This is a genomic window from Limnohabitans planktonicus II-D5 (genome assembly GCF_001270065.2).
In the GTDB taxonomy this organism is placed as follows: domain Bacteria; phylum Pseudomonadota; class Gammaproteobacteria; order Burkholderiales; family Burkholderiaceae_C; genus Limnohabitans_A; species Limnohabitans_A planktonicus.
Genome location: NZ_LFYT02000034.1, coordinates 1 through 21,301, shown reverse-complemented (window position 1 = coordinate 21,301; position 21,301 = coordinate 1). Strand labels below are relative to the sequence as shown.

16 protein-coding genes are annotated in these 21,301 nt (G+C 61.4%); 8 read left to right on the top strand and 8 right to left on the bottom strand.

Annotated elements, in window-relative coordinates; translation table 11 throughout:
* Window positions 1–3 precede the first annotated feature (3 nt).
* From H663_RS38555 to gspF, 3 genes are all read left to right on the top strand, one after another.
* Window positions 4–1,410: a GspE/PulE family protein gene (locus H663_RS38555; RefSeq protein ID WP_053168636.1), complete on the top strand. Its 1,407-nt coding sequence runs from the start codon at window positions 4–6 to the stop codon at window positions 1,408–1,410.
* 815 nt (window positions 1,411–2,225) lie between these two features.
* Window positions 2,226–3,038, top strand: a complete 813-nt coding sequence (locus H663_RS41395; protein ID WP_133240066.1) for a porin family protein — start codon at window positions 2,226–2,228, stop codon at window positions 3,036–3,038.
* Between the two features lie 13 nt (window positions 3,039–3,051).
* Window positions 3,052–4,287 (top strand): type II secretion system inner membrane protein GspF, encoded by a 1,236-nt coding sequence (gene gspF / locus H663_RS38545; protein WP_053168638.1) that lies wholly within the window; start codon window positions 3,052–3,054, stop codon window positions 4,285–4,287.
* A gap of 781 nt (window positions 4,288–5,068) precedes the next feature.
* Here the strand turns inward: gspF and H663_RS38540 are convergent.
* The 8 genes from H663_RS38540 to pyrC all read right to left on the bottom strand — a co-directional run bounded on the left by H663_RS38540 (window position 5,069) and on the right by pyrC (window position 13,752).
* A complete protein-coding gene (locus H663_RS38540; RefSeq protein WP_053169352.1) occupies window positions 5,069–5,965 on the bottom strand; it encodes a 5'-nucleotidase in 897 nt (298 codons plus the stop codon).
* Window positions 5,966–6,114: 149 nt separating this feature from the next.
* Complete coding sequence (locus tag H663_RS38535; protein ID WP_053169354.1) at window positions 6,115–6,738, bottom strand: DUF3299 domain-containing protein; 624 nt, start codon at window positions 6,736–6,738, stop codon at window positions 6,115–6,117.
* Between the two features lie 350 nt (window positions 6,739–7,088).
* The gene (locus H663_RS38530) at window positions 7,089–8,390 is read right to left on the bottom strand and encodes an ABC transporter permease (protein ID WP_053168640.1); all 1,302 of its coding nucleotides are present in this window, start codon (window positions 8,388–8,390) and stop codon (window positions 7,089–7,091) included.
* Window positions 8,387–9,076, bottom strand: coding sequence for an ABC transporter ATP-binding protein (locus H663_RS38525; protein ID WP_053168641.1), 690 nt, complete (start codon window positions 9,074–9,076; stop codon window positions 8,387–8,389). Before H663_RS38525 ends, H663_RS38530 begins: the two co-directional genes overlap by 4 nt.
* Window positions 9,077–9,112: 36 nt before the next feature.
* Complete coding sequence (locus H663_RS38520; RefSeq protein ID WP_240620578.1) at window positions 9,113–10,042, bottom strand: DMT family transporter; 930 nt, start codon at window positions 10,040–10,042, stop codon at window positions 9,113–9,115.
* Window positions 10,043–10,845: 803 nt separating this feature from the next.
* Window positions 10,846–11,721 carry a protease HtpX gene (gene htpX / locus H663_RS38515; protein WP_053168645.1) on the bottom strand — a complete coding sequence of 292 codons (876 nt, stop codon included), beginning with the start codon at window positions 11,719–11,721 and terminating at the stop codon, window positions 10,846–10,848.
* Window positions 11,722–11,790: 69 nt separating this feature from the next.
* Complete coding sequence (locus tag H663_RS38510) at window positions 11,791–12,615, bottom strand: DUF3025 domain-containing protein (RefSeq protein WP_240620577.1); 825 nt, start codon at window positions 12,613–12,615, stop codon at window positions 11,791–11,793.
* Between the two features lie 87 nt (window positions 12,616–12,702).
* Entirely contained in the window at window positions 12,703–13,752 is a 1,050-nt protein-coding gene (gene pyrC, locus H663_RS38505) for a dihydroorotase (protein WP_053168646.1), read from the bottom strand.
* A gap of 2,583 nt (window positions 13,753–16,335) precedes the next feature.
* On the opposite strand from pyrC, the gene H663_RS38495 reads away from it, so the two are divergent.
* The 5 genes from H663_RS38495 (at window position 16,336) to H663_RS38475 (ending at window position 20,633) form a co-directional block, all read left to right on the top strand.
* Window positions 16,336–17,289 carry a LysR family transcriptional regulator gene (locus tag H663_RS38495; RefSeq protein WP_053168659.1) on the top strand — a complete coding sequence of 318 codons (954 nt, stop codon included), beginning with the start codon at window positions 16,336–16,338 and terminating at the stop codon, window positions 17,287–17,289.
* 208 nt (window positions 17,290–17,497) lie between these two features.
* Window positions 17,498–18,388, top strand: coding sequence for a transporter substrate-binding domain-containing protein (locus H663_RS38490; RefSeq protein ID WP_053168656.1), 891 nt, complete (start codon window positions 17,498–17,500; stop codon window positions 18,386–18,388).
* Window positions 18,389–18,478: 90 nt separating this feature from the next.
* Complete coding sequence (locus tag H663_RS38485) at window positions 18,479–19,198, top strand: amino acid ABC transporter permease (protein ID WP_053168654.1); 720 nt, start codon at window positions 18,479–18,481, stop codon at window positions 19,196–19,198.
* A 1-nt stretch (window position 19,199) separates the two neighbouring features.
* Complete coding sequence (locus tag H663_RS38480) at window positions 19,200–19,868, top strand: amino acid ABC transporter permease (RefSeq protein ID WP_053168652.1); 669 nt, start codon at window positions 19,200–19,202, stop codon at window positions 19,866–19,868.
* A 27-nt stretch (window positions 19,869–19,895) separates the two neighbouring features.
* On the top strand, window positions 19,896–20,633 hold the full coding sequence (locus H663_RS38475; RefSeq protein ID WP_053169357.1) for an amino acid ABC transporter ATP-binding protein: 738 nt from the start codon (window positions 19,896–19,898) through the stop codon (window positions 20,631–20,633).
* Window positions 20,634–21,301: the final 668 nt, after the last annotated feature.

Sequence of the window (21,301 nt, the reverse complement as noted above, 5' to 3'; positions counted from 1 at the left end):
GGTATGCGTTACCCCCTGCCCTACGCGTTTGCGCGCACGCACCACCTGTTGCTCGAAGACGACGGCCAAGGCCTGACCCTTTGGCTGTGCCCTGGCAGCGACCGGGCCGCACTGTCTGAAGTCACGCGCAAGTTCGGCACTACCGCGCTGAACCTGCAGCACAGCACGCTGTCAGAGGTGAGCCGCCTCGTCCACCAGGCCTATTCCGGTGGCCAGGCCCACAGCAGCTCGACAGCGGCGGCAGTCGTCAGCGAAGTCGAGTCCGAAGCCGACCTCTCACGCATGATGCAAGACCTGCCCGCTGTGGAAGATTTGCTGGAGGCCAGCGACGACGCCCCCATCATCCGCATGCTCAACGCCTTGCTGACCCAGGCCGCACGCGACGGGGCCAGCGACATCCACATCGAGCCGTATGAACGCCATTCGAGTGTGCGTTTCCGCATCGACGGCACGCTGCGCGAGGTTGTACAACCGAACCGGGCGCTGCACGCTGCACTGATCTCGCGCCTGAAAATCATGGCCGAACTCGACATTGCCGAAAAACGACTGCCGCAAGACGGCCGCATCAGCCTGCGCCTGGGCTCACGCGCGGTCGATGTGCGCGTGTCCACCTTGCCCAGCGCGTATGGCGAACGCGCCGTGCTGCGTCTGCTCGACAAGAGCGAAGCGCGCCTGACGCTGGAGGCGGTGGGCATGCAAGGCCGCGTCTTGCAGCAAATTGACCAGTTGATCCACCAACCGCATGGCATCTTGCTCGTCACCGGCCCGACCGGCTCGGGCAAAACCACCAGCCTGTATGCCGCGCTGCAGCGCCTGGACGCCACGCGCAACAACATCATGACGGTGGAAGACCCCATCGAATACGAGCTGCCCGGCGTGGGCCAGACGCAGGTGAATGCCAAGATCGACCTGACCTTTGCCAAAGCCTTGCGCGCCATCCTGCGTCAAGACCCGGACGTGATCATGATCGGTGAGATCCGCGACTTTGAGACCGCGCAAATTGCCATCCAGGCCTCGCTCACGGGCCACTTGGTGCTGGCCACGCTGCACACCAACGACGCCACCAGCGCCGTCAACCGCCTGATCGACATGGGGGTGGAGCCGTTTTTGCTCAGCTCCTCGCTCTTGGGTGTGCTGGCCCAGCGCCTGGTGCGCAAGCGCTGCACCGCCTGTCACGGCGCGGGCTGCGACGCCTGCGGCCACACCGGCTACGCCGGGCGCACCGGCATTTTTGAACTGCTGGTGGCCAGTGAGGACATCAAGGCACACATCCACAACCGCGCCGCCGAAGCCGACTTGCGCTCCACCGCCCTGAACCAGGGCATGGTGCTCATGAAGGGCGACGGCCAGCGCCTGGTGGATGCGGGCATCACCAGCGCCGAAGAACTGCTGCGCGTGACGCGGGACTGATGCGCGATTTGACCGCACTTCTGGCTCCAACGTCCCTCTTGGCGTTCTTGGCCCCAGCACGCCTGCAGCGCGCTGATGTCCATTGGGGCACAGGTATTTGTAGGAGCTTGCCCTGCAAGCGATATGCAGCCCTGGCCGCATTTTGTAGGAGCTTGCCCTGCAAGCGATGGCCTGCGCTGCACCACCGCCCCATCGCCAGCAGGGCTGGCTCCTACATGAATCTGGTCCTGCTCGCGCGGCTGGGTGCTGTGCCTGGCGCTTTCGCACAGCGATATGCAGCCCTGGCCGCATTTTGTAGGAGCTTGCCCTGCAAGCGATGGCCTGCGCTGCACCATCGCCCCATCGCCAGCAGGGCTGGCTCCTACATGAATCTGGTCCTGCTCGCGCGGCTGGGTGCTGTGCCTGGCGCTTTCGCACAGCGATATGCAGCCCTGGCCGCATTTTGTAGGAGCTTGCCCTGCAAGCGATTGCCTGCGAAGCACCACCGCCCCATCGCCAGCAGGGCTGGCTCCTACATGAACCTGGTCCTGCTTGTGCTGAAGGGCGCTGTGCCTGGCGCTTTCGCACAGCGATGTGCGGCCCTGGCCGCATTTTGTAGGAGCTTGCCCTGCAAGCGATTGCCTGCGAAGCACCACCGCCCCATCGCCAGCAGGGCTGGCTCCTACATGAATCTGGTCCTGCTCGCGCGGCTGGGTGCTGTGCCTGGCGCTTTCGCACAGCGATATGCAGCCCTGGCCGCATTTTGTAGGAGCTTGCCCTGCAAGCGATGGGCTGCGCTGCCCCATCGCCCCATCGCCAGCAGGGCTGGCTCCTACATGAATCTGGTCCTGCTTGTGCTGCTGCTGGGCGCTGGGTTTGAGGCTATCGCGCAAACACCGCAGGCCACAACAGCGGCAGAGCCCTTGCCCGCAACCACAGAACCGACCGAGCCCACACCCCCGCCAAACCGTTGGGACTACAGCCTGGGTGCCAAAGTGGACATGGGCAACTTGCGCCAGCCTGGCCAAATGAGCCTGCGACCCACCCTGGGCCTGCGCTATGGGCGCTGGCGGGTCGGCACGGTGGAGGGCGCGAACTGGTACCGCTTTGGCCAAGCCCTGCAAACCAGCGCCCTGACCTATGACTGGATCAAGACCAGCAAATGGCAGACCGGCCTGTCGGCCAGCGTGATCAACCTGGACCAGGACGCCGACTTTGATGCCTTCAAAAGCGGCCGCAAAACCCTGCGCCTGCGGGCCAATCTGGACTATAAGTTTTCTCGCCAATGGCTGGCGGGCCTGAGTCTGACGCAAGACGTGCTCGGACGTGGCGACGGCACCACCGTCTCGCCCACGGTGACCTACATCCAGCCGCTGGACCATGACAGCGCCATGCTGCTGAGCGCCTACACCACCTGGGGCACTGCTGCACACTGGCAAAGCACGGCAGCCCGCTCGCCCGGCTCGGCCCTGCGCCAGGATGCAGGCCTGGGCAGCTGGGGCGCGCAAATCACTTACCGCCAGCGCTTAACGCCGCGCTGGGCGTTTTATTCGCAACTGAGCGCCAGCCAGTTCATCAACCCCGTGCTGCCCAGCGGCCAAGCGGCCGTTGTCGGTGGCCAGCTGGGCGTGATTTATTTCAGCCACTGAAGACCCCTGACCCATGCCTGCCTACCGTTTTGAAGCCCTGCAAGCCGATGGCGCCATGCGCAAGGGCGTGATCGAGGCCGACAGCCAAAAATCAGCCCGCAGCCAACTGCGCGCCCAGACCTTGGTGCCCTTGAGCGTTGAGGCCATTGCCTCAGGCAGCAGCGCCAGCGGCCCTGATGTGCCCTGGTGGCAGCGCCCGGTGGGCCGCTCGCGCGCCTTCAGCAGCAGCGAGCGGGCCGTGTGGACGCGCCAGCTGGCCGGCCTGGTGAGCAGCGGCCTGCCGGTCGAACGCGCCTTGTCGGCCCTGGCCGATGAAGCCGAAGACGAGAAACAAGGCTTGCTGATGGCCGCCATCCGCGCCGAAGTCAACTCGGGCAGCAGCCTGGGCCGGGCGCTGGGCCTGCATCCCAATGAGTTCCCGGCGATTGACCTGGCCGTCATTTCCGCAGGCGAGCAAAGCGGGCACCTGGGCGATGTGCTCAACCAACTGGCCAACGACCTGGAAGACCAGCAGCAGCTGCGCGCCAAACTGATGGGCGCTGCCCTGTACCCGGCCATCGTCAGCCTGGTGGCGCTGGCGATTGTGATTTTTCTGGTGACCTCGGTGGTGCCGCAAGTGGCCGGGGTGTTTGCAGGTACCAAGCGCCAACTGCCGCTGCTCACGGTGGCCATGCTGGCCATCAGCGATGTGGTGCGCCACTGGGGCTGGCTGATGCTGTTGTCGCTGGTGCTGACGGTGACAGGCTGCCGCTTGGCGCTTCGCCACCCCGCCTTGCGCCTGCGCTTTGACGCCGCTTGGCTGCGCTTGCCCCTGATTGGCCGCCTAGCCCGGGGCTACAACAGCGCCCGTTTTGCCTCCACCTTGGCCATGCTCACCGCTGCTGGCGTGCCCATTCTCAAGGCCTTGCAGGCGGCGGCCGACACGCTGTCCAACCAGGCCCTGCGCGCCGACGCGCTTGAAGCATTGGTAAGGGTGCGCGAAGGCGCTCCCCTGGGCACCGCGCTGGCCCAAAACGCCCGCTTCCCCGGCCTGCTGTCCATGTTTGCCCGCCTGGGGGAACAGACCGGCCAACTCCCGGTGATGCTGCAACGGGCCGCCACGCAGCTGTCATCCGAAGTGCAACGCCGCGCCATGGCCCTGGCCACCATCCTGGAGCCTTTGCTGATTGTGGGCATGGGCGGCATGGTCATGCTGATCGTGCTGGCGGTGCTCATGCCCATCATGGAAATGAACCAGTTTGTCAAATGAGGGGCCTGCAAACAGGCCATACCCTGACCAGACCATCGTCGGACTCTTCGAGTACCGACCTACGAGGTGCAAGGCGTGGCATGTCTTTTTGTAGGTCGGCGGTCGAAGACCCCGACGTCTGCCTGATTCACCCACAACACCCACTTCGACCACGCCGGTGCCCCGGCAATTGTCGGACTCTTCGAGTACCGACCTACGGGGGGCAAGGCGTGTCTTTTTGTAGGTCGGCGGTCGAAGTCCCCGACGTAGGCGGTGGGTTGCGCATTTGCGCTTGTGCGGGCGACAGGGGTGACTGGAGCCATGTCGGACTCTTCGAGTACCGACCTACGGGGGACAAGGCGTGGCGTGTCTTTTTGTAGGTCGGCGGTCGAAGACCCCGACGTGGGCGGTGGGTTGAGCATTTGCGCTTGTGCGGGCGACAGGGGTGACTGGAGCCATTGTCGGACTCTTCGAGTACCGACCTACGGGGGGGCAAGGCGTGGCGTGTCTTTTTGTAGGTCGGCAGTCGAAGACCCCGACGTGGGCGGTGGGTTGCGCATTTGCGCCTGTGCGGGCTACAGGGGTGACTGGAGCCATGTCGGACTCTTCGAGTACCGACCTACGGCGGGCAAGGCGTGTCTTTTTGTAGGTCGGCGGTCGAAGTCCCCGACGTAGGCGGTGGGTTGCGCATTTGCGCTTGTGCGGGCGACAGGGGTGACTGGAGCCATGTCGGACTCTTCGAGTACCGACCTACGGCTTGGACGCGCCTAATCGGTAATCCTCGTACACGGCGCGTTTCAAACTAGGAATTGGACACACCCGAAGCGACGTGCCCGGCCGGGACGTGCTTGGCGGCGGATTCGATGTGGCCGGTTTGGTCGTCGAAGAAGAAATCGGGCTCGAATTCGCGCAGGAACTCGCCCTTGGGCAAGCCGCCCAGAAACATGGCTTCATCGACTTCGATGTTCCAGTTCATCAAGGTGCGGATGGCGCGTTCGTGGGCGGGCGCACTGCGGGCCGTGACCAGCGCGGTGCGGATGCGCATGGCGGGTGTGCCCTCTTGCTGCAGGCGGTGCAAGGCTGCAAGCAGGGGTTTGAAAGGCCCGGCCAGCAAGGGCTGGCTGGCTTTGTCGCGTTCATGCTGCTGAAAAGCCGACAGGCCCTGGGCCTGAAACACGCGCTCAGCCTCGTCGGAAAACAGCACCGCATCGCCGTCAAAGGCAATGCGCACTTCGTTCGGATGCGCTTCTGAGGCCAAGGCCGAATGGGGGTAGACCTGCGCTGCGGGCACGCCCGCATCGAGCGCAGCACGCACATCCGAGAGGTGGGCCGACAGGAACAAGTTGGCGTTCAGGGGCTTGAGGTAACGCCAAGGCGGCTGGCCCCGCGTGAAGCTGCCGCGCTGAATGGGCAAGCCGTAATGCTGGGCCGAGCGGAACACGCGCATGCCCGAGACCGGGTCGTTGCGCGAAAGGATCACCACCTCGACGCGCTGCGCATCGGCGTCGTTGAAGGCCAGCAGCTTGCGCACCAGCGAAAACGCCACGCCAGGTTTGGCAGGTTCTTCCAGGCGATCGAGCTGCAGCTGCATGTAGGCCCGGTCGTCGCCTTGCTCAAAGACATGGTTTTCTTCTTCAAAGTCGAACAAGGCCCGCGAAGAAATCGCAACGACCAGTTGGCCTTCCAGTGTGACGGGCATCGTGGGCTCCAGTTCAGTTTGAACGCTTTGGGCCATGGGCTATGGCAACAGCGTCGAGCATAGCCGTTCGCGGATGGAGGCCTTGCGGGGAGACTGTGCGGGGGCTATCACGGCAGGGGTGCCACGCCCAAAAGGAGAAGGCCCGCTGTTTACCTTTTCTCGGTATAGGGCTCAACCAACTTCGCGTCGATACGGTAGCTGGACACGCCCATGTGGGAATCGGTTTTGGTGGCGCTCAAGGTGCCGGAGACCCAGACGGTGTCCATGCTGCGAAAGCGCTTGACGGCTTTGTCCAATTTCACATGCACGATCTGGTTGGCGGGCGGTGGTGGCGAGTGCACGCAAGCGCCAAAGTACGGCACCAGCAAAAATTCCTTGATGCCCTCAGGCAAGTCTTCCAGCGGGACGAGAAACCCGGGCAAACGCACGTTCTGCCCGAGGATCAAGGGGTTGATGGGGGCGTTGTCCCACATTTGGCGCATTTTTTTCAGCGCCTCATCCGCCCTCGGATCGTTGTCTTTCAGGCCTTGCAGGTTCAAGGCTTTGAGGTCTTTGTAGGGGTCCCAGCCGGCCGGAATGAGCTGCTCCCAGCCAATGGTTCGGGTCGGACCGGGTGTACTGGCGCCTTGTGGGGCTGGCCCGGCCGACAAAGACGGCTGGACTTGCGGCACCATGTCGCGCACGGTATCCCGCACGCTTTGCGCCAAGACAGAGCCCGCCAGCAGCAGGCTTGCCAGCAGCGCGGTGTGTTGAAAAACAAAGGTCTTTTTCATGTGGACTCCCATGCGAGAACTGTAAGCCAGTTGGGTCTCTTGAACGAGTGCAAGCTGGCTCAAGGGCTTGGTTTTTTTCAGCGAATGATCCGACCCCGTGACGTGTTCAATGCTCAATGGTGTTGTAGGTCGGCGGTCGAAGACCCCGACATGGGCCTGCTGAATCCCGCCAAAGTTGAACCAAGTTCAGCGCCCAAGCCCACAGACGTCGGACTCTGCGAGTACCGACCTACAAGAGACCTTTCCCCGTAGGTCGGTGGCTTCAGCTCCGACATTGCTGGCTTCGGCGCAGGCTCCATGTCGGGGCCAAAGCCGCCGACCGGCAAAAACACGATTCTGGCGGGCAGGACTCACACGCGTGGCGACAGGCCATCGGCCAGGGACATGCGGTAGGCCCGCCAGGCGGGCCCCAAACTGGCCAACCATCCGGCCAACAAAACGCACCCCGCCAAAGCCAGCTGCGTGGGCAAAGGCGCGGCCAGTTGCAAACGAATGCCCAGCGACTGCTGCAGCCAGGGCGTGGCCAAGGCCATGCTTGCATAGGCCAGCAGCACACCCAACAACACCCCGGCGCAGGTGACCCACAGCCCCTCTAATGTGAGCAGGCCCAGCACATGGCGGGGTCCTGCCCCCACGGCGCGCAGCACGGCCAGTTCGCGGCGGCGCTCGTTCAGGCCCGCCAGCACCACAGCCATGAGCGAGACCACACTCACCAAAGCCACCAAGGCCGACACGGCCAGCAAGGCGTTTTCGCCCAGGCCCAGCACCGACCACAGCTCACCCAGCGCCACGCCGGGCATCACGCCCATCAGCGCTTCGTCTTCGTACAGGTTCACAAAGCGCTGCACATTGAACACCGCTGCCCGGCTTTTCAGCCCCACCAGGGCGGCGGTGACTTCTTCGGGCTGCAGGTTGAATTTACGGGCCTGATCGGCCGGGATGTGTCCGCCCGGCATGGGGGTGCCCGCCACCCAGCCCAGGTGCAGGGCTTCCAGTGCTTGCAGGCTCACATGCACCGTGCGGTCCACCGGGGTGCCCGTGGGGGCCAGAATGCCGACCACCTTGAAGGGCTTGTCGGCGTGTTCATCTTCTTTGTTGCCTTCAGCTTCGTGATCATGATCATGGTCATGCAGTCCATGGCCCAGCGTGATGCTTTGGCCCAGGCCATAACCCATCTTGCGGGCCACCTCGGCCCCGATCACCGCCTCGTACAAACCATCGAGCGTGTCTGCAAACACCGCGCCTTGTTGCAAAACCAGCGGCTGTTTGTCGCCATAGGCAAAGTGCTGAAAGTATGCAGGCGTTGTGCCCAGCACCGGAAAGCCCCGGTGCGAGTCGCCCAGACTCAAGGGCACCACCCAGGACACCGAGCGGTGCTGCGCCAGTTTGTGCACGCTGTCCATGCTCATGCTTTGCGGCACGCTGCCGATGTGGAACACCGAAAACAGCATCAGCTGCACCGGGCTGCTGCGCGCGCCCACAATCAAATCGACGCCGCTGACTGATTGTGAAAAACTGTGGCGGATGTCGTGGCGTAAACGCTCGAGCGTCCACAACAAGGCGGTGGCCAGCGCCAGCGACACCACCACCCACACGAGCGTGCTGCGGCGGTTCCAGGCGCTTTGCCGGGCGATGTTGAGCAGGCTGTTCATGCGCTTACCCCTGCTTGTTGCAAGGCGGGCAAGGACCATTGCACATCAAAGCGCATGGCTTGCTGCTCGTCGTGGCTCACGCACACCAAGGTGCTGCCCGCCTCGCGTGCGGCCTGCAACAACAAGTCCATGAACCCCAAGCGCAAGGCGGCGTCGAGCGCCGAAGTGGGCTCGTCGGCCAGGATCAATTCGGGCTGGCCCATCAGGGCGCGGGCGGCGGCCACGCGCTGCTGCTGGCCCACTGACAAGGCGTCGGCGCGGCGGCTCCACAGCTGCTCGGGCAAGCCCATGCGCTGCAACCAGCTTTGGGCCGTGGCCTCGGGGCCACCGCTGGCCTGGCAGCGAGAACGCCGCAGATTGGAAAAGCGGCAAGGCAGGGTGACGTTGTCCAGCACGCTTAAGAACGGCAGCAAATTGAACTGCTGAAACATCACGCCCACATGGTCGGCCCGAAAGGCGTCGCGCTGGCCGGCTTTCAGCGAGGCCCAGTCTTGTCCCAGCAAAGAGATTCGCCCTTGGCGGGGAGACAACACACCCGCCAAAAGGCCCAGCAGGGTGCTTTTGCCGCAGCCACTGGGGCCATGCAGGAAAACGGTTTGTCCGGGGTTCACCTGCAAGCGCCCCAGCGTCAGGGTGTCAGACCCCCCCGGGGTCCATGTGTAACGCAATGGCTCAATCTCGATCACAACACCCTCCCTCCATAGAGGCGGCAATATACCCCGTCAATCGGGTACGGTGATCCTTCTCCTGCTTTCGCGCCGGGCAATCCACACCGTGGCCCACAAAATCACAAAAGCCCCCAGCCAGGTCGACCGGCTGGGTACATCGCCAAAAATCAGCCAACCCAGCAAGGACGCCCAGACCAGGTCCAGAAAACGCAAGGACTGGGTGGCCGAAATGTCCGACAAGGCAAAGGCCCGTGTCAGGCAATAGTGGGCCACCGTGCCCAACACGCCCGTGGCGGCAAAAGCCAGCCATTGCAAGGGCGTGGGCATTTGCCAATGAAACCAGGCCATGGGCGAGCTGAGCAGGGTGACCGTCAGGGCTTGCCACAGCACAATCACGCCGGGTTTCTCGTAGCGCGTGAGGGCTTTGGTGATCAGAAACGATGCGGCAAACACCGGCGAAGAGGCCAGCATGACCAGGTTGAACCAACCACCGTCGCCCGACATTTTGGGCAAGACCACCACCATGACCCCGGCAAAGCCGATGAAGGCCGCGATCCAGCGGTCCTGGCGCATGGGCTCCCCCAAAAACCAGGCGGCCCCCAGCATGATGAAAATCGGCCCGGTAAAACCAATGGCGGTGGTGTCCGCCAGGGGCATGTGCGGCAAGGCGGCAAACCACAACACACAGCCAAGGGTGTGCACACCCCCACGCCAGAACTGCCCGACCATGTTGACGGGTTTGTAGCTGCGCCAGCCTTGGCGAAACACCCAGGGCAAGATCACCAGCAGGCCAAACAAGTAACGCAAAAAAAGCACCAGCTGGTCATCGAGCTGAAGGCTCAGTTGCCGGGACAGGGCGTTCATCACCGAAAACAACACCCCGCCCAACACCATCCACACCATGCCCCGCACGGCCGCAGGCCAAGCGGCCATGGTGCGCAAACTGCGTCGTCGCAACACAGACAGTTGACGAGGGGGAGTCAAGAAAGACTTGCGCGGTTTCATGCAAGCCCACAATTAAGAAGGTGAATCACCGCTTCATCATAGGGATGGCCCCGAAAACGACAGTCACTTCGGTTACCAATCCCGGGGTGAATCGATGCTCACTGCAGCGGCTATCGCAACGGGTGCGCCGCTCTCATTGATCCGGCACGCTGAGTTTGAAATCTGTGAGAAAGGTGATCTCGCAGGTCGGTACTCGCAGAGTCCGAGGATTAACGATCCAGCGCGTCCAACCCGTAGGTCGGTACTCGAAGAGTCCGACAATTGCCGGGGCACCGGCGTGGTCAAAGTGGGCGTTGTGGGTGAATCAGGCCGATGTCGGGGTCTTCGACCGCCGACCTACAAGGCTCCGCAAGTCGACCCGAGCAGTGTCCGAGGATGACCGATCGGGTGCACCCAACTTTTGCTCGGCCCGCGCCGCATCCGAGGATTAACGATCCAGCGCGTCCAACCCGTAGGTCGGTACTCGAAGAGTCCGACAATTGCCGGGGCACCGGCGTGGTCAAAGTGGGCGTTGTGGGTGAATCAGGCCGATGTCGGGGTCTTCGACCGCCGACCTACAAGGCTCCGCAAGTCGACCCGAGCAGTGTCCGAGGATGACCGATCGGGTGCATCCAACTTTTGCTCGGCCCGCGCCGCGTCCGAGGATGAACGATCCAGCGCGTCCAACCCGTAGGTCGGTACTCGAAGAGTCGGCAATTGCCGGGGCACCGGCGTGGTCGAAGTGGGCGTTGTGGGTGAATCAGGCCGATGTCGGGGTCTGCGACCGCCGACCTGCAAGATCCTCAGTTGGGGCTGTTTTGCAGCGCGGCGATGCGCTCTTCAATGGGTGGGTGGGTGCTGAACAGCTGGCCGATGCCCCCGGCAATGCCCATGGCGGCCACGCTCTTGGGCAATTCGGCGGTGTGCACGCCACCCAGACGGGCCAGGGCGTTGATCATGGGTTGCTTGCGGCCCATGAGTTGGGCGGCACCGGCATCGGCGCGAAATTCACGGTGCCGACTGAACCAGGCCACGATGATGGCAGCGGCAAAGCCCAGGACGATGTCCATCACGATGGTGGTCACGTAGTAGCCGATGCCGGGGCCTGTGTTTTCGCTGTCGCCCTTGCGCAAGAAGCTGTCCACCGCGTAACCGACCACCCGCGAGATGAACACCACAAAGGTGTTCATGACACCCTGGATCAGGGTCATGGTGACCATGTCGCCGTTGGCGATGTGGGCCACTTCGTGACCGATGACGGCTTCAATTTCTTCGTGCGTCATGTTTTGCAACAAGCCGGTCGACACGGCGACCAAGGCCGAGTCGCGGAAGGCACCGGTGGCAAAAGCGTTGGGATCGCCTTCAAAAATGCCCACTTCGGGCATGCCGATGCCGGCCTTGTCGGCAAATTTGCGCACGGTGTCGACGATCCAGGCTTCGTCCGCGTTGGCAGGCTCAGCGATGACTTTCACGCCCGAAGTCCATTTGGCCATGGGCTTGCTGATGAGCAAGGAAATGATGGCACCACCAAAACCCATGATCAGGGCGTAGCCCAAAAGCGCCCCCAGGTTGAGGCCGTTGGCGGTCAGGAAGCGGTTGACGCCCAGCAAGCTGGCCACAATGCCCAGCACCAACACCACCGCAATGTTGGTCAATGCAAACAGAAAAATACGTTTCATGATGTTTTCACTTTCAGTCCGGAACACGCGGACGCGTGGAGTCGAATGGTAGGGGCTGGCCCATCAAAATCAAGCGGAGGGCACGATGTCCGCATTGGCGTACGGTTTTTTGACCGGCACCCGCACACGTCGGGGCCGAAAGACCTCGGCATCGTCATAAAAGGCAGGTGCCGCGTTGGCAGACCACCAGCCCGGCACGCCCAGCACGGGCAAAGGACTGAAGGGCTTGGTGGCCAGTTTCTCGGGCGAGAGGTCCTGCGCCAGCCAGATGTCGATGTCTGCCGGGGCCACAGTTTGCGGCACGCGCCACAGGTGCACCGTGATCGACTTGTAGGGTTGCACCAGCTTTTCCAGCGCCGCATGACCAAAAGCCCACAGGCGGGTGTGAGTCCACTCGTGGCGCAGGCCAAGCAGGGCGTCCTGCCAACGGTGCTCGGTCAGGGCCGCCCACAACGCATCTGAAGGCTGGATCAGCAGCGCGTTTTCATCGAACACGGTGGCCGCATCGCGCACTGGCCCGCGCACCTGGCCCACACCTTGGCGGGCGATTTCGGTCGCCTGAATGCGGTTGAGTTGGCGTTTGGCCAGCGGGAAATGCATCCAGCACAGGGCGTTGAAAAAGTCGTGCAAGCCCTCGCGGGTCGGCACTTGGCCCTTGGCAAAGATGAAGTCTTCGTAAGCCTGGCCTTCAGGCAGCTCGGTTTGCGGCACAAAGGCCACCGGTGCCAGCCCCGCCTCGGTCAAGGCTTGCGCTTGCAGGCAGCCCGCCACCACCCGCTGCGCAATGGGCTCGCCCACAAGGCACCAGTCGGCCAGCCAGGGGGCAGCCCAGTCAATGTCTGGGACACCTGGGTTGGCCACAACAGCCATGGATTGCCGCACTTCGCTCGGCATGTTGACAGGTCCGTCGGTGTCGGCCTTGTCGTCATCTCGAGGAACGAAGCGATCCATCTCGGGACTTGGACGTGACGCTGAGTTCACTCAGGCCGAGACCAGACGCCAAGGCAAGCTCTCGCCGGAGCGCAGGGGTTTGAGTTCGGCCTCGCCAAAGGCAAAGCTTTCGGGGGGCGTCCAGCTTTCGCGGCGCAAGGTGATCGTGCCTTTGTTGCGCGGCAGGCCATAAAAGTCTGCACCGTTGAAGCTGGCAAAGGCTTCAAGTTGGTCCAGGGCACCCGCCTGGTCAAAGGCTTCGGCATACATCTCGATGGCGGCGTGCGCGGTGTAGCAGCCTGCGCATCCGGTGGCGTGTTCCTTGAGGTGCGCGGGGTGCGGTGCGCTGTCGGTGCCCAAAAAGAAACGGGCATTGCCGCTGGTGGCGGCTTGCACCAGCGCCAGCCGGTGCGTTTCGCGCTTGAGCACAGGCAGGCAGTAATAGTGCGGGCGGATGCCTCCCGTGAAAATGGCGTTGCGGTTGTACAGCAGGTGGTGCACGGTGATGGTTGCGCCCAGCAAGTCGTCCCCGCCTGCCACGTACTGCGCGGCTTCTTTCGTGGTGATGTGCTCCATCACGATTTTCAGACCCGGGAAGTCGCGGCGCAGCGGGATCAGTTGCTGCTCGATGAACACCGCTTCGCGGTCAAACAGGTCGATGTCGGAGGAAGTCACTTCGCCGTGCACCAGCAGCAACAGGCCTTCGCGCTGCATGGCTTCGAGCACGGGGTAAATCTTGCGCAAATCGGTCACGCCCGCGTCGCTGTTGGTGGTGGCACCTGCCGGGTAGAGCTTGCAAGCCACCACGCCAGCCGCCTTGGCGCGGGTGATTTCTGCCGGGGCCAGGTTGTCGGTCAGGTACAGGGTCATGAGCGGCTCAAACGCCATGCCCTGGGGCACAGCCGCCAGGATGCGCTGTTTGTAAGCCAGTGCCTGCTCGGCCGAGGTCACGGGCGGCTTGAGGTTGGGCATGATGATGGCGCGGCCAAACTGCGCGGCGGTGTGCGGCACCACCACATTCAGGGCAGCGCCATCGCGCACATGCAGGTGCCAGTCGTCCGGGCGGGTGAGGGTGAGTTCTTGGGGAAGGTCTTGAGTCATGGGCCGTATTGTCCCAAAACAGACCAAGCCCCCCAAAAATCCTCCTATTCGATTTTTCAGCGCGATCAAGCCCTTAAGGCACCCAAGCAGCCAGAACCCAAACCTGTGCAAGAACAATCAGCTACGCAACGCTCAACCCAATGGGCCGCGCCATTGAACCTAAAAAAACACCATTGACCGCTTTGAACCCGCTGGAAACCCTTGTGCGTCCTGAACGCTGTGAGCAAGAAAGCGTTCACCTTGTGGGTGACACCGCTACGCACCCGGTGGCACAGGCCTGGGGGTGTTCAAGTGCATTTTCTGGGTTCAATGCATTGCCGTGGTGCATCCACCGGCTCACAGCGCAAGAGACAACTTACGCCTCACGGTCGATGGTGTGGAGTTGAGAGACGACATGCCAGCCATCGAATCAGTGCGCCGCCAAGTGGGCAAGGTGACAAAACCCGAAGCCTATGGATTCGGAACGCTGAAGTTTGAAATGTGTGAGACATGTCATCTCATAAGTCGTTACTCGCAGAGTCCGACGTGAGTGGTTTCTGCACAGGCCCATGTCGGGGTCTTCGACCACCGACCTACGCAGGCGCTGTGCCTTGTAGGTCGGCACTCGCAGAGTCCGACATCTGCTCGATCACCACCATTGCCCGCCATGCGAGTTTGAGCTTTGCATGCAGACGTCGGGGTCTTTGACCGCCGACCTGCGCAGGCGCTGTGCCTTGTAGGTCGGTACTCGCAGAGTCCGACATCTGCTCGATCCACCCCCCTCGCCCGCCATGCGTTTTTGAGCTTTGCATGAAAACGTCGGGGTCTTCGACCGCCGACCTACGCAGGCGCTGTGCCTTGTAGGTCGGCACTCGCAGAGTCCGACATCTGCTCGAGCCACTACCCTCGCCCGCCATGCGAGTTTGAGCTTTGCATGAAAACGTCGGGGTCTTCGACCGCCGACCTGCGCAGGCGCTGTGCCTTGTAGGTCGGCACTCGAAGAGTCCGACGTTTGGACGCTTCGGCACAGGCCCATGTCGGAGTCTTCGACCGCCGACCTACACGATCTTTGAGCATTGATTTCGCAGGTCGGTACTCGCAGACTCCGACATCTGCTCGAGCCACCACCCTCGCCCGCCATGCGAGTTTGAGCTTTGCATGAAAACGTCGGGGTCTTCGACCGCCGACCTACGCAGGCGCTGTGCCTTGTAGGTCGGTACTCGAAGAGTCCGACGTTTGGACGCTTCGGCACAGGGCCATGTCGGGGTCTTCGACCACCGACCTACAAGATCTTTGAGCATTGATTTCGCAGGTCGGTACTCGCAGACTCCGACATCTGCTCGATCCACCACCCTCGCCCGCCATGCGAGTTTGAGCTTTGCATGAAAACGTCGGGGTCTTCGACCGCCGACCTGCGCAGGCGCTGTGCCTTGTAGGTCGGCACTCGCAGAGTCCGACATCTGCTCGATCCACCACCATTGCCCGCCATGCGAGTTTGAGCTTTGCATGCAAACGTCGGGGTCTTCGACCACCGACCTACGCAGGCGCTGTGCCTTGTAGGTCGGCACTCGCAGAGTCCGACATCTGCTCGATTCGCCACCATTTCCCGCCATGCGAGTTTGAGCTTTGCATGCAAACGTTGGGGTCTTCGACCGCCGAGCTGCGCAGGCGCTGTGCCTTGTAGGTCGCCACTCGCAGAGTCCGACATCTGCTCGATCCACCACCATCGCCCGCCATGCGAGTTTGAGCTTTGCATGCAAACGTCGGGGTCTTTGACCGCCGACCTACGGGGGCGCTGTGCCTTGTAGGTCGCCACTCGCAGAGTCCGACATCTGCTCGATCCACCACCATCGCCCGTCATGCGAGTTTGAGCTTTGCATGCAAACGTCGGGGTCTTCGACCACCGACCTTCGCAGGCGCTGTGCCTTGTAGGTCGGCACTCGCAGAGTCCGACATCTGCTCAATCCACCACCATTGCCCGCCATGCGAGTTTGAGCTTTGCATGCAAACGTCGGGGTCTTCGACCGCCGACCTGCGCAGGCGCTGTGCCTTGTAGGTCGCCACTCGCAGAGTCCGACATCTGCTCGATCCACCACCATCGCCCGCCATGCGAGTTTGAGCTTTGCATGCAAATGTCGGGGTCTTCGACCGCCGACCTACCAAACAGCTACCCCAGTAGGTCGGCACTCGCAGAGTCCGACATCTGCTCGATTCACCACCGTCGCCCGCCATGCGAGTTTGAGCTTTGCATGCAAACGTCGGGGTCTTTGACCGCCGACCTGCGCAGGCGCTGTGCCTTGTTGGTCGGCACTCGCAGAGTCCGACATCTGCTCGATCCACCACCATCGCCCACCATGCGAGTTTGAGCTTTGCATGCAAACGTCGGGGTCTTCGACCGCCGACCTTGGCAGGCGCTGTGCCTTGTAGGTCGGCACTCGCAGAGTCCGACATCTGCTCGATCCACCACCATTGCCCGCCATGCGAGTTTGAGCTTTGCATGCAAACGTCGGGGTCTTCGACCGCCGACCTACCAAACAGCTGCCCCCGTAGGTCGGCACTCGCAGAGTCCGACATCGTCGCGTGGCGCAAAGCCATAATCACCACATGGAAACCAAGTGGCTTGAAGACTTTGTCAGCTTGGCTGAAACCCGCAGTTTCAGCCGATCAGCGCAGTTGCGGCATGTGACGCAACCTGCTTTTTCGCGGCGCATCCAGTCCTTGGAGGCTTGGGCCGGGGCTGATTTGGTGGACCGCAGCTCTTACCCGACCAAACTCACGCCTGCGGGAGAGACCTTGTATGCACAGGCGCTGGAGTTGCTTCAGTCCTTGCAAAGCACTCGGGCCATGCTGCGCGGGCACAACTCGGCAGGACAGGACTTCATTGAATTCGCGGTTCCGCACACCTTGGCATTCACTTTTTTCCCGGCTTGGGTGGCGAGCTTGCGTGAAGGTTTTGGCCCCATCAAGAGCCGCCTGATTGCCTTGAACGTGCACGACGCGGCCATGCGCTTGGTCGAAGGTGGCTGTGATGTGCTGATCGCCTACCACCACCCCTCGCAGCCCTTGCAGCTGGATGCAGAGCGTTATGAAATGGTGGTTTTGGGTGAAGAGGTGATCGCGCCCTATACCAAGGCGGGGGCGCTGGGGCATCCGGTTGTCAGTTTGCCGGGCACAGCGGCCAGGCCCCTGCCTTACCTGGGTTATGCCCCGGGGGCTTATTTGGGCGGCGTGACGGACTGGATACTCAAACAAGCCAAAACCCCCATTCACCTGGATCGTGTTTACGAAACCGACATGGCCGAAGGACTCAAAGTCATGGCGCTGGAGGGGCATGGCATCGCATTTTTGCCCCAAAGCGCTGTCCGCAAGGAAGTGTTGGCTGGCGCACTGATCGAAGTCACCTTGCCGGGTGATGCTTTGATGTCTTTGACCATGGAAGTGCGCGCCTACCGAGAAAAAACCGGTGCTCGTCATAGCGGCAAGCGCAGCGCATTGGAGCTTTGGGCCTATTTGAGTGGCATCACCAAACCCTCTTTGCATGGTTCAGGTGACTCATAGAGTTATGCATTTTTTGCATGAGAACTCGGGTACACCCTGAGATGGACCTGACATTAAACTGACTATAGTCTCGCCTTATTCAATGACAGGCACGTTTTGTGCTGAATTCGAAGGGTACAGTCAGGGGGCTGACCCTTGAGGTGCACAACTGCTGCAGTTTTGCGGTGGTTGTTTTTTTTCGACTTTGCGATCTTTTCTGGAGAAATGAATGAAAAAACAATTGTTGGCTGTTGCATTGGCCGCCCTGACTTGCGTAGCCTCACAAGCAGACACACTTGACAAGGTCAAAGCCTCTGGCGCGATCACCATGGGCGTGCGCGACTCTTCGGGCGCGCTGTCCTACACCCTGGGTGACGGCAAGTACGCCGGTTTCCATTACGAGGTTTGCCAGCGCATCATTGGCAACGTAGAAAAAGCAGTGGGCAAGAAGCTGGATGTGAAGTTCCAGTCCGTCACTTCGCAAAACCGTATTCCTTTGGTGCAAAACGGCACCGTGGACATCGAGTGCGGTTCCACCACGAACAACACGGCACGTCAAAAAGACGTGGCTTTTGTGGTGACCACTTATGTGGAAGAAGTGCGCATTGCGACCAAAGTGGCTTCGGGCATCACCTCGATCGCTCAGTTGGTTGGAAAGAACGTGGCCACCACCACCGGCACCACCTCGGTTCAGTTGCTGCGCAAGCACGAGCGCGCCAATGGCGTGGATTTCAAGGAAGTCTTTGGCAAGGACCACGCCGACAGCTTCTTGCTGCTGGACTCTGGCCGTGCCGACGCGTTCGTGATGGACGGCTCCATCCTGGCAGGCAACATTGCCAACGCCAAGAATCCCGCAGACTTCCGCATCGTGGGTGAAGTGCTGTCGGTCGAACCCATCGCCATCATGATCCGCAAGGATGACGCCGCTTTCAAGAAGCTGGCCGACGACACCGTGCGTGACTTGGTCAAGAGCGGTGACATGGCCAAGCTGTGGGACAAGTGGTTCCTGCAACCCATCCCTCCCAAGAACGTCAAAGTCGGTCTGGCTTTGAGCGACAGCACCAAGGCGGCTTGGGCCAACTTGAACGACAAGCCTGCTGAAGACTACGCCAAGAAGTAATCCTTCCATGCGTTGAGCAAACCCCGCCGGGGATGACTTGGGCGGGGTTTCTTTTGGGCGACGCCTTTGAATTCGTAGAAAGTTCACAAAATGACATGGGATTGGCAGGTCTTTTTGACCGATGACGGCAGTGGCCGTACCTACCTCGAATGGATGTTGGAGTCCTGGCGCTGGACGCTGGCCGTGGCGGCCAGTTCCTGGCTGGTGGCAATGTGTGTGGGCGCGGTGGTGGGCACTTTGCGCACCTTGCCCGGGCGCCCTGTGGTGGCGGCCTTGGCCAATGCCTGGGTGGAGTTGTTCCGCAACATTCCGCTGTTGGTGCAGATTTTCTTGTGGTACTTCGTGGTGCCCAAAGTCTTTCCGGCTTTCCAGCAAGTCCCCGGCTTTTTGCTGGTGGTGTTTGGATTGGGCTTTTTCACCTCGGCGCGGATTGCTGAACAGTTCCGTGCGGGCATACAGGCCCTGCCTAAAGGCCAGCGCTATGCGGCCATGGCCATGGGTTTCACCACTGCGCAGTCTTACCGCTACGTGATCTTGCCCATGGCGTTTCGGATCATCTTGCCGCCCTTGACCAGCGAGTCGATGAACCTGTTGAAGAACTCTTCGGTGGCGTTTGCGGTCTCGATTGCCGAGCTGACCATGTTCGCCATGCAAGCGCAGGAAGAAACCTCACGCGGCATCGAGGTGTACCTGGCGGTGACGGCTCTGTATGCCTTGTCAGCCTTTGCGGTGAACCGTGTGTTTGCGCTGATCGAAAAGAAAGTGCGCGTGCCCGGCTTCATTGTCTCGGGTGGAACGGGAGGGCATTGAGATGTTGGGACTCGATTTTTCATTCTTCGATCTGGAAGTCCTGCGCAAGTTCGTCTTGGGCGGGCTGTGGTTCAGTGTGCAGCTGACCATCATGGCCACCATTGGCGGCGTGATCTTTGGCACGGTGCTGGCTTTGATGCGCTTGTCGGGCTCGCGTTGGCTGGCTGCTCCGGCTACTTTTTATGTCAATGGCATGCGCTCGGTGCCGCTGGTCATGGTCATCCTGTGGTTCTATTTGCTGATGCCCTTTGTGATCGGCCGACCGATTGGTGCCGAGTGGTCGGCCATCATCACCTTCGTGGCGTTTGAGGCGGCGTACTTCAGCGAAATCATGCGCGCGGGTATCCAGTCGATTCCGCGAGGGCAGGTGTTCGCAGGTCAGGCGCTGGGCATGACGTATGGCCAGAACATGCGCCTGGTGATCTTGCCGCAGGCCTTTCGCAACATGCTGCCGGTGCTGCTCACGCAGACCATCATCTTGTTTCAAGACACCTCGCTGGTGTATGCGATTGGTGCCTATGACCTGCTCAAAGGCTTCACCAATGCGGGCAAGATTTATGGTCGCACCGAGGAGGCCTACATCCTGGCGGCCATCGTTTATTTTGTGATTTGTTTTGCACTGTCCTGGAGCGTCAAGCGCCTGCAGGCCAAGATTGCCATCGTGCGCTGAAGCGCGTGCTCAATTGGGGAAATGAAAATGATTGAAATCAAAAATGTATCCAAGTGGTACGGCCCGGTGCAGGTGCTCAACGACTGCTCGGTCAGCATCAATAAAGGCGATGTGGTGGTGGTCTGCGGCCCCTCGGGTTCCGGCAAGTCCACCCTCATCAAGACCGTGAATGCGCTGGAGCCTTTCCAGAAAGGCGAGATCACCGTCGATGGCGTGCCCTTGCACGACCCGAGCACCGACCTGCCCAAGCTGCGTTCGCGTGTGGGCATGGTGTTCCAGAGCTTTGAACTCTTTCCGCACCTGTCGGTCACTGAAAACCTGACGATGGCCCAGGTCAAGGTGCTCGGCCGCAACCTGGACGATGCCAAAGTGCGGGGCCTGAAGATGCTGGATCGCGTGGGTCTCTTGGCCCACAAGGACAAGTTTCCGGGTCAGCTCTCTGGCGGTCAACAGCAGCGCGTGGCGATTGCCCGCGCCTTGTCGATGGACCCGATGGTGATGCTGTTTGACGAGCCGACTTCGGCACTCGACCCCGAGATGGTGGGCGAGGTGCTGGACGTGATGGTGCAACTGGCCCACGAAGGCATGACCATGATGGTGGTCACCCACGAAATGGGCTTTGCCCGCAAAGTGGCCAACCGCGTGATCTTCATCGACGTGGGCGGGCGCATTCTGGAAGACTGCTCCAAAGACGAGTTCTTCAACCACCCCGAAAACCGCCAACCGCGCACCAAGGATTTCCTCAACAAGATCCTGCAGCACTGATCTTTTATGGGGGTCAGATCCCGATTAATTTTTCCACTTGTTTCATGGCGAGCGAAGCGGGGCATGTTAATTGGGGTCAGATCCCACTCTGAAGATCTCATAAACGTCGGACTCTGCGAGTACCGACCTACAAGGCACAGCGCCTGCGCAGGTCGGCGGTCAAAGACCCCGACGTCTGCATGCAAAGCTCAAACTCGCATGGCGGGCAATGGTGGTGATCGAGCAGATGTCGGACTCTGCGAGTGCCGACCTACAAGGCACAGCGCCTGCGTAGGTCGGCGGTCGAAGACCCCGACGTTTTCATGCAAAGCTCAAAAACGCATGGCGGCCGAGGGTGGTGGCTCGAGCAGATGTCGGACTCTGCGAGTGCCGACCTACAAGGCACAGCGCCTGCGCAGGTCGGCGGTCGAAGACCCCGACGTTTTCATGCAAAGCTCAAACTCGCATGGCGGGCGAGGGTGGTGGATCGAGCAGATGTCGGAGTCTGCGAGTACCGACCTGCGAAATCAATGCTCAAAGATCTTGTAGGTCGGTGGTCGAAGACCCCGACATGGCCCTGTGCCGAAGCGTCCAAACGTCGGACTCTTCGAGTACCGACCTACAAGGCACAGCGCCTGCGTAGGTCGGCGGTCGAAGACCCCGACGTTTTCATGCAAAGCTCAAACTCG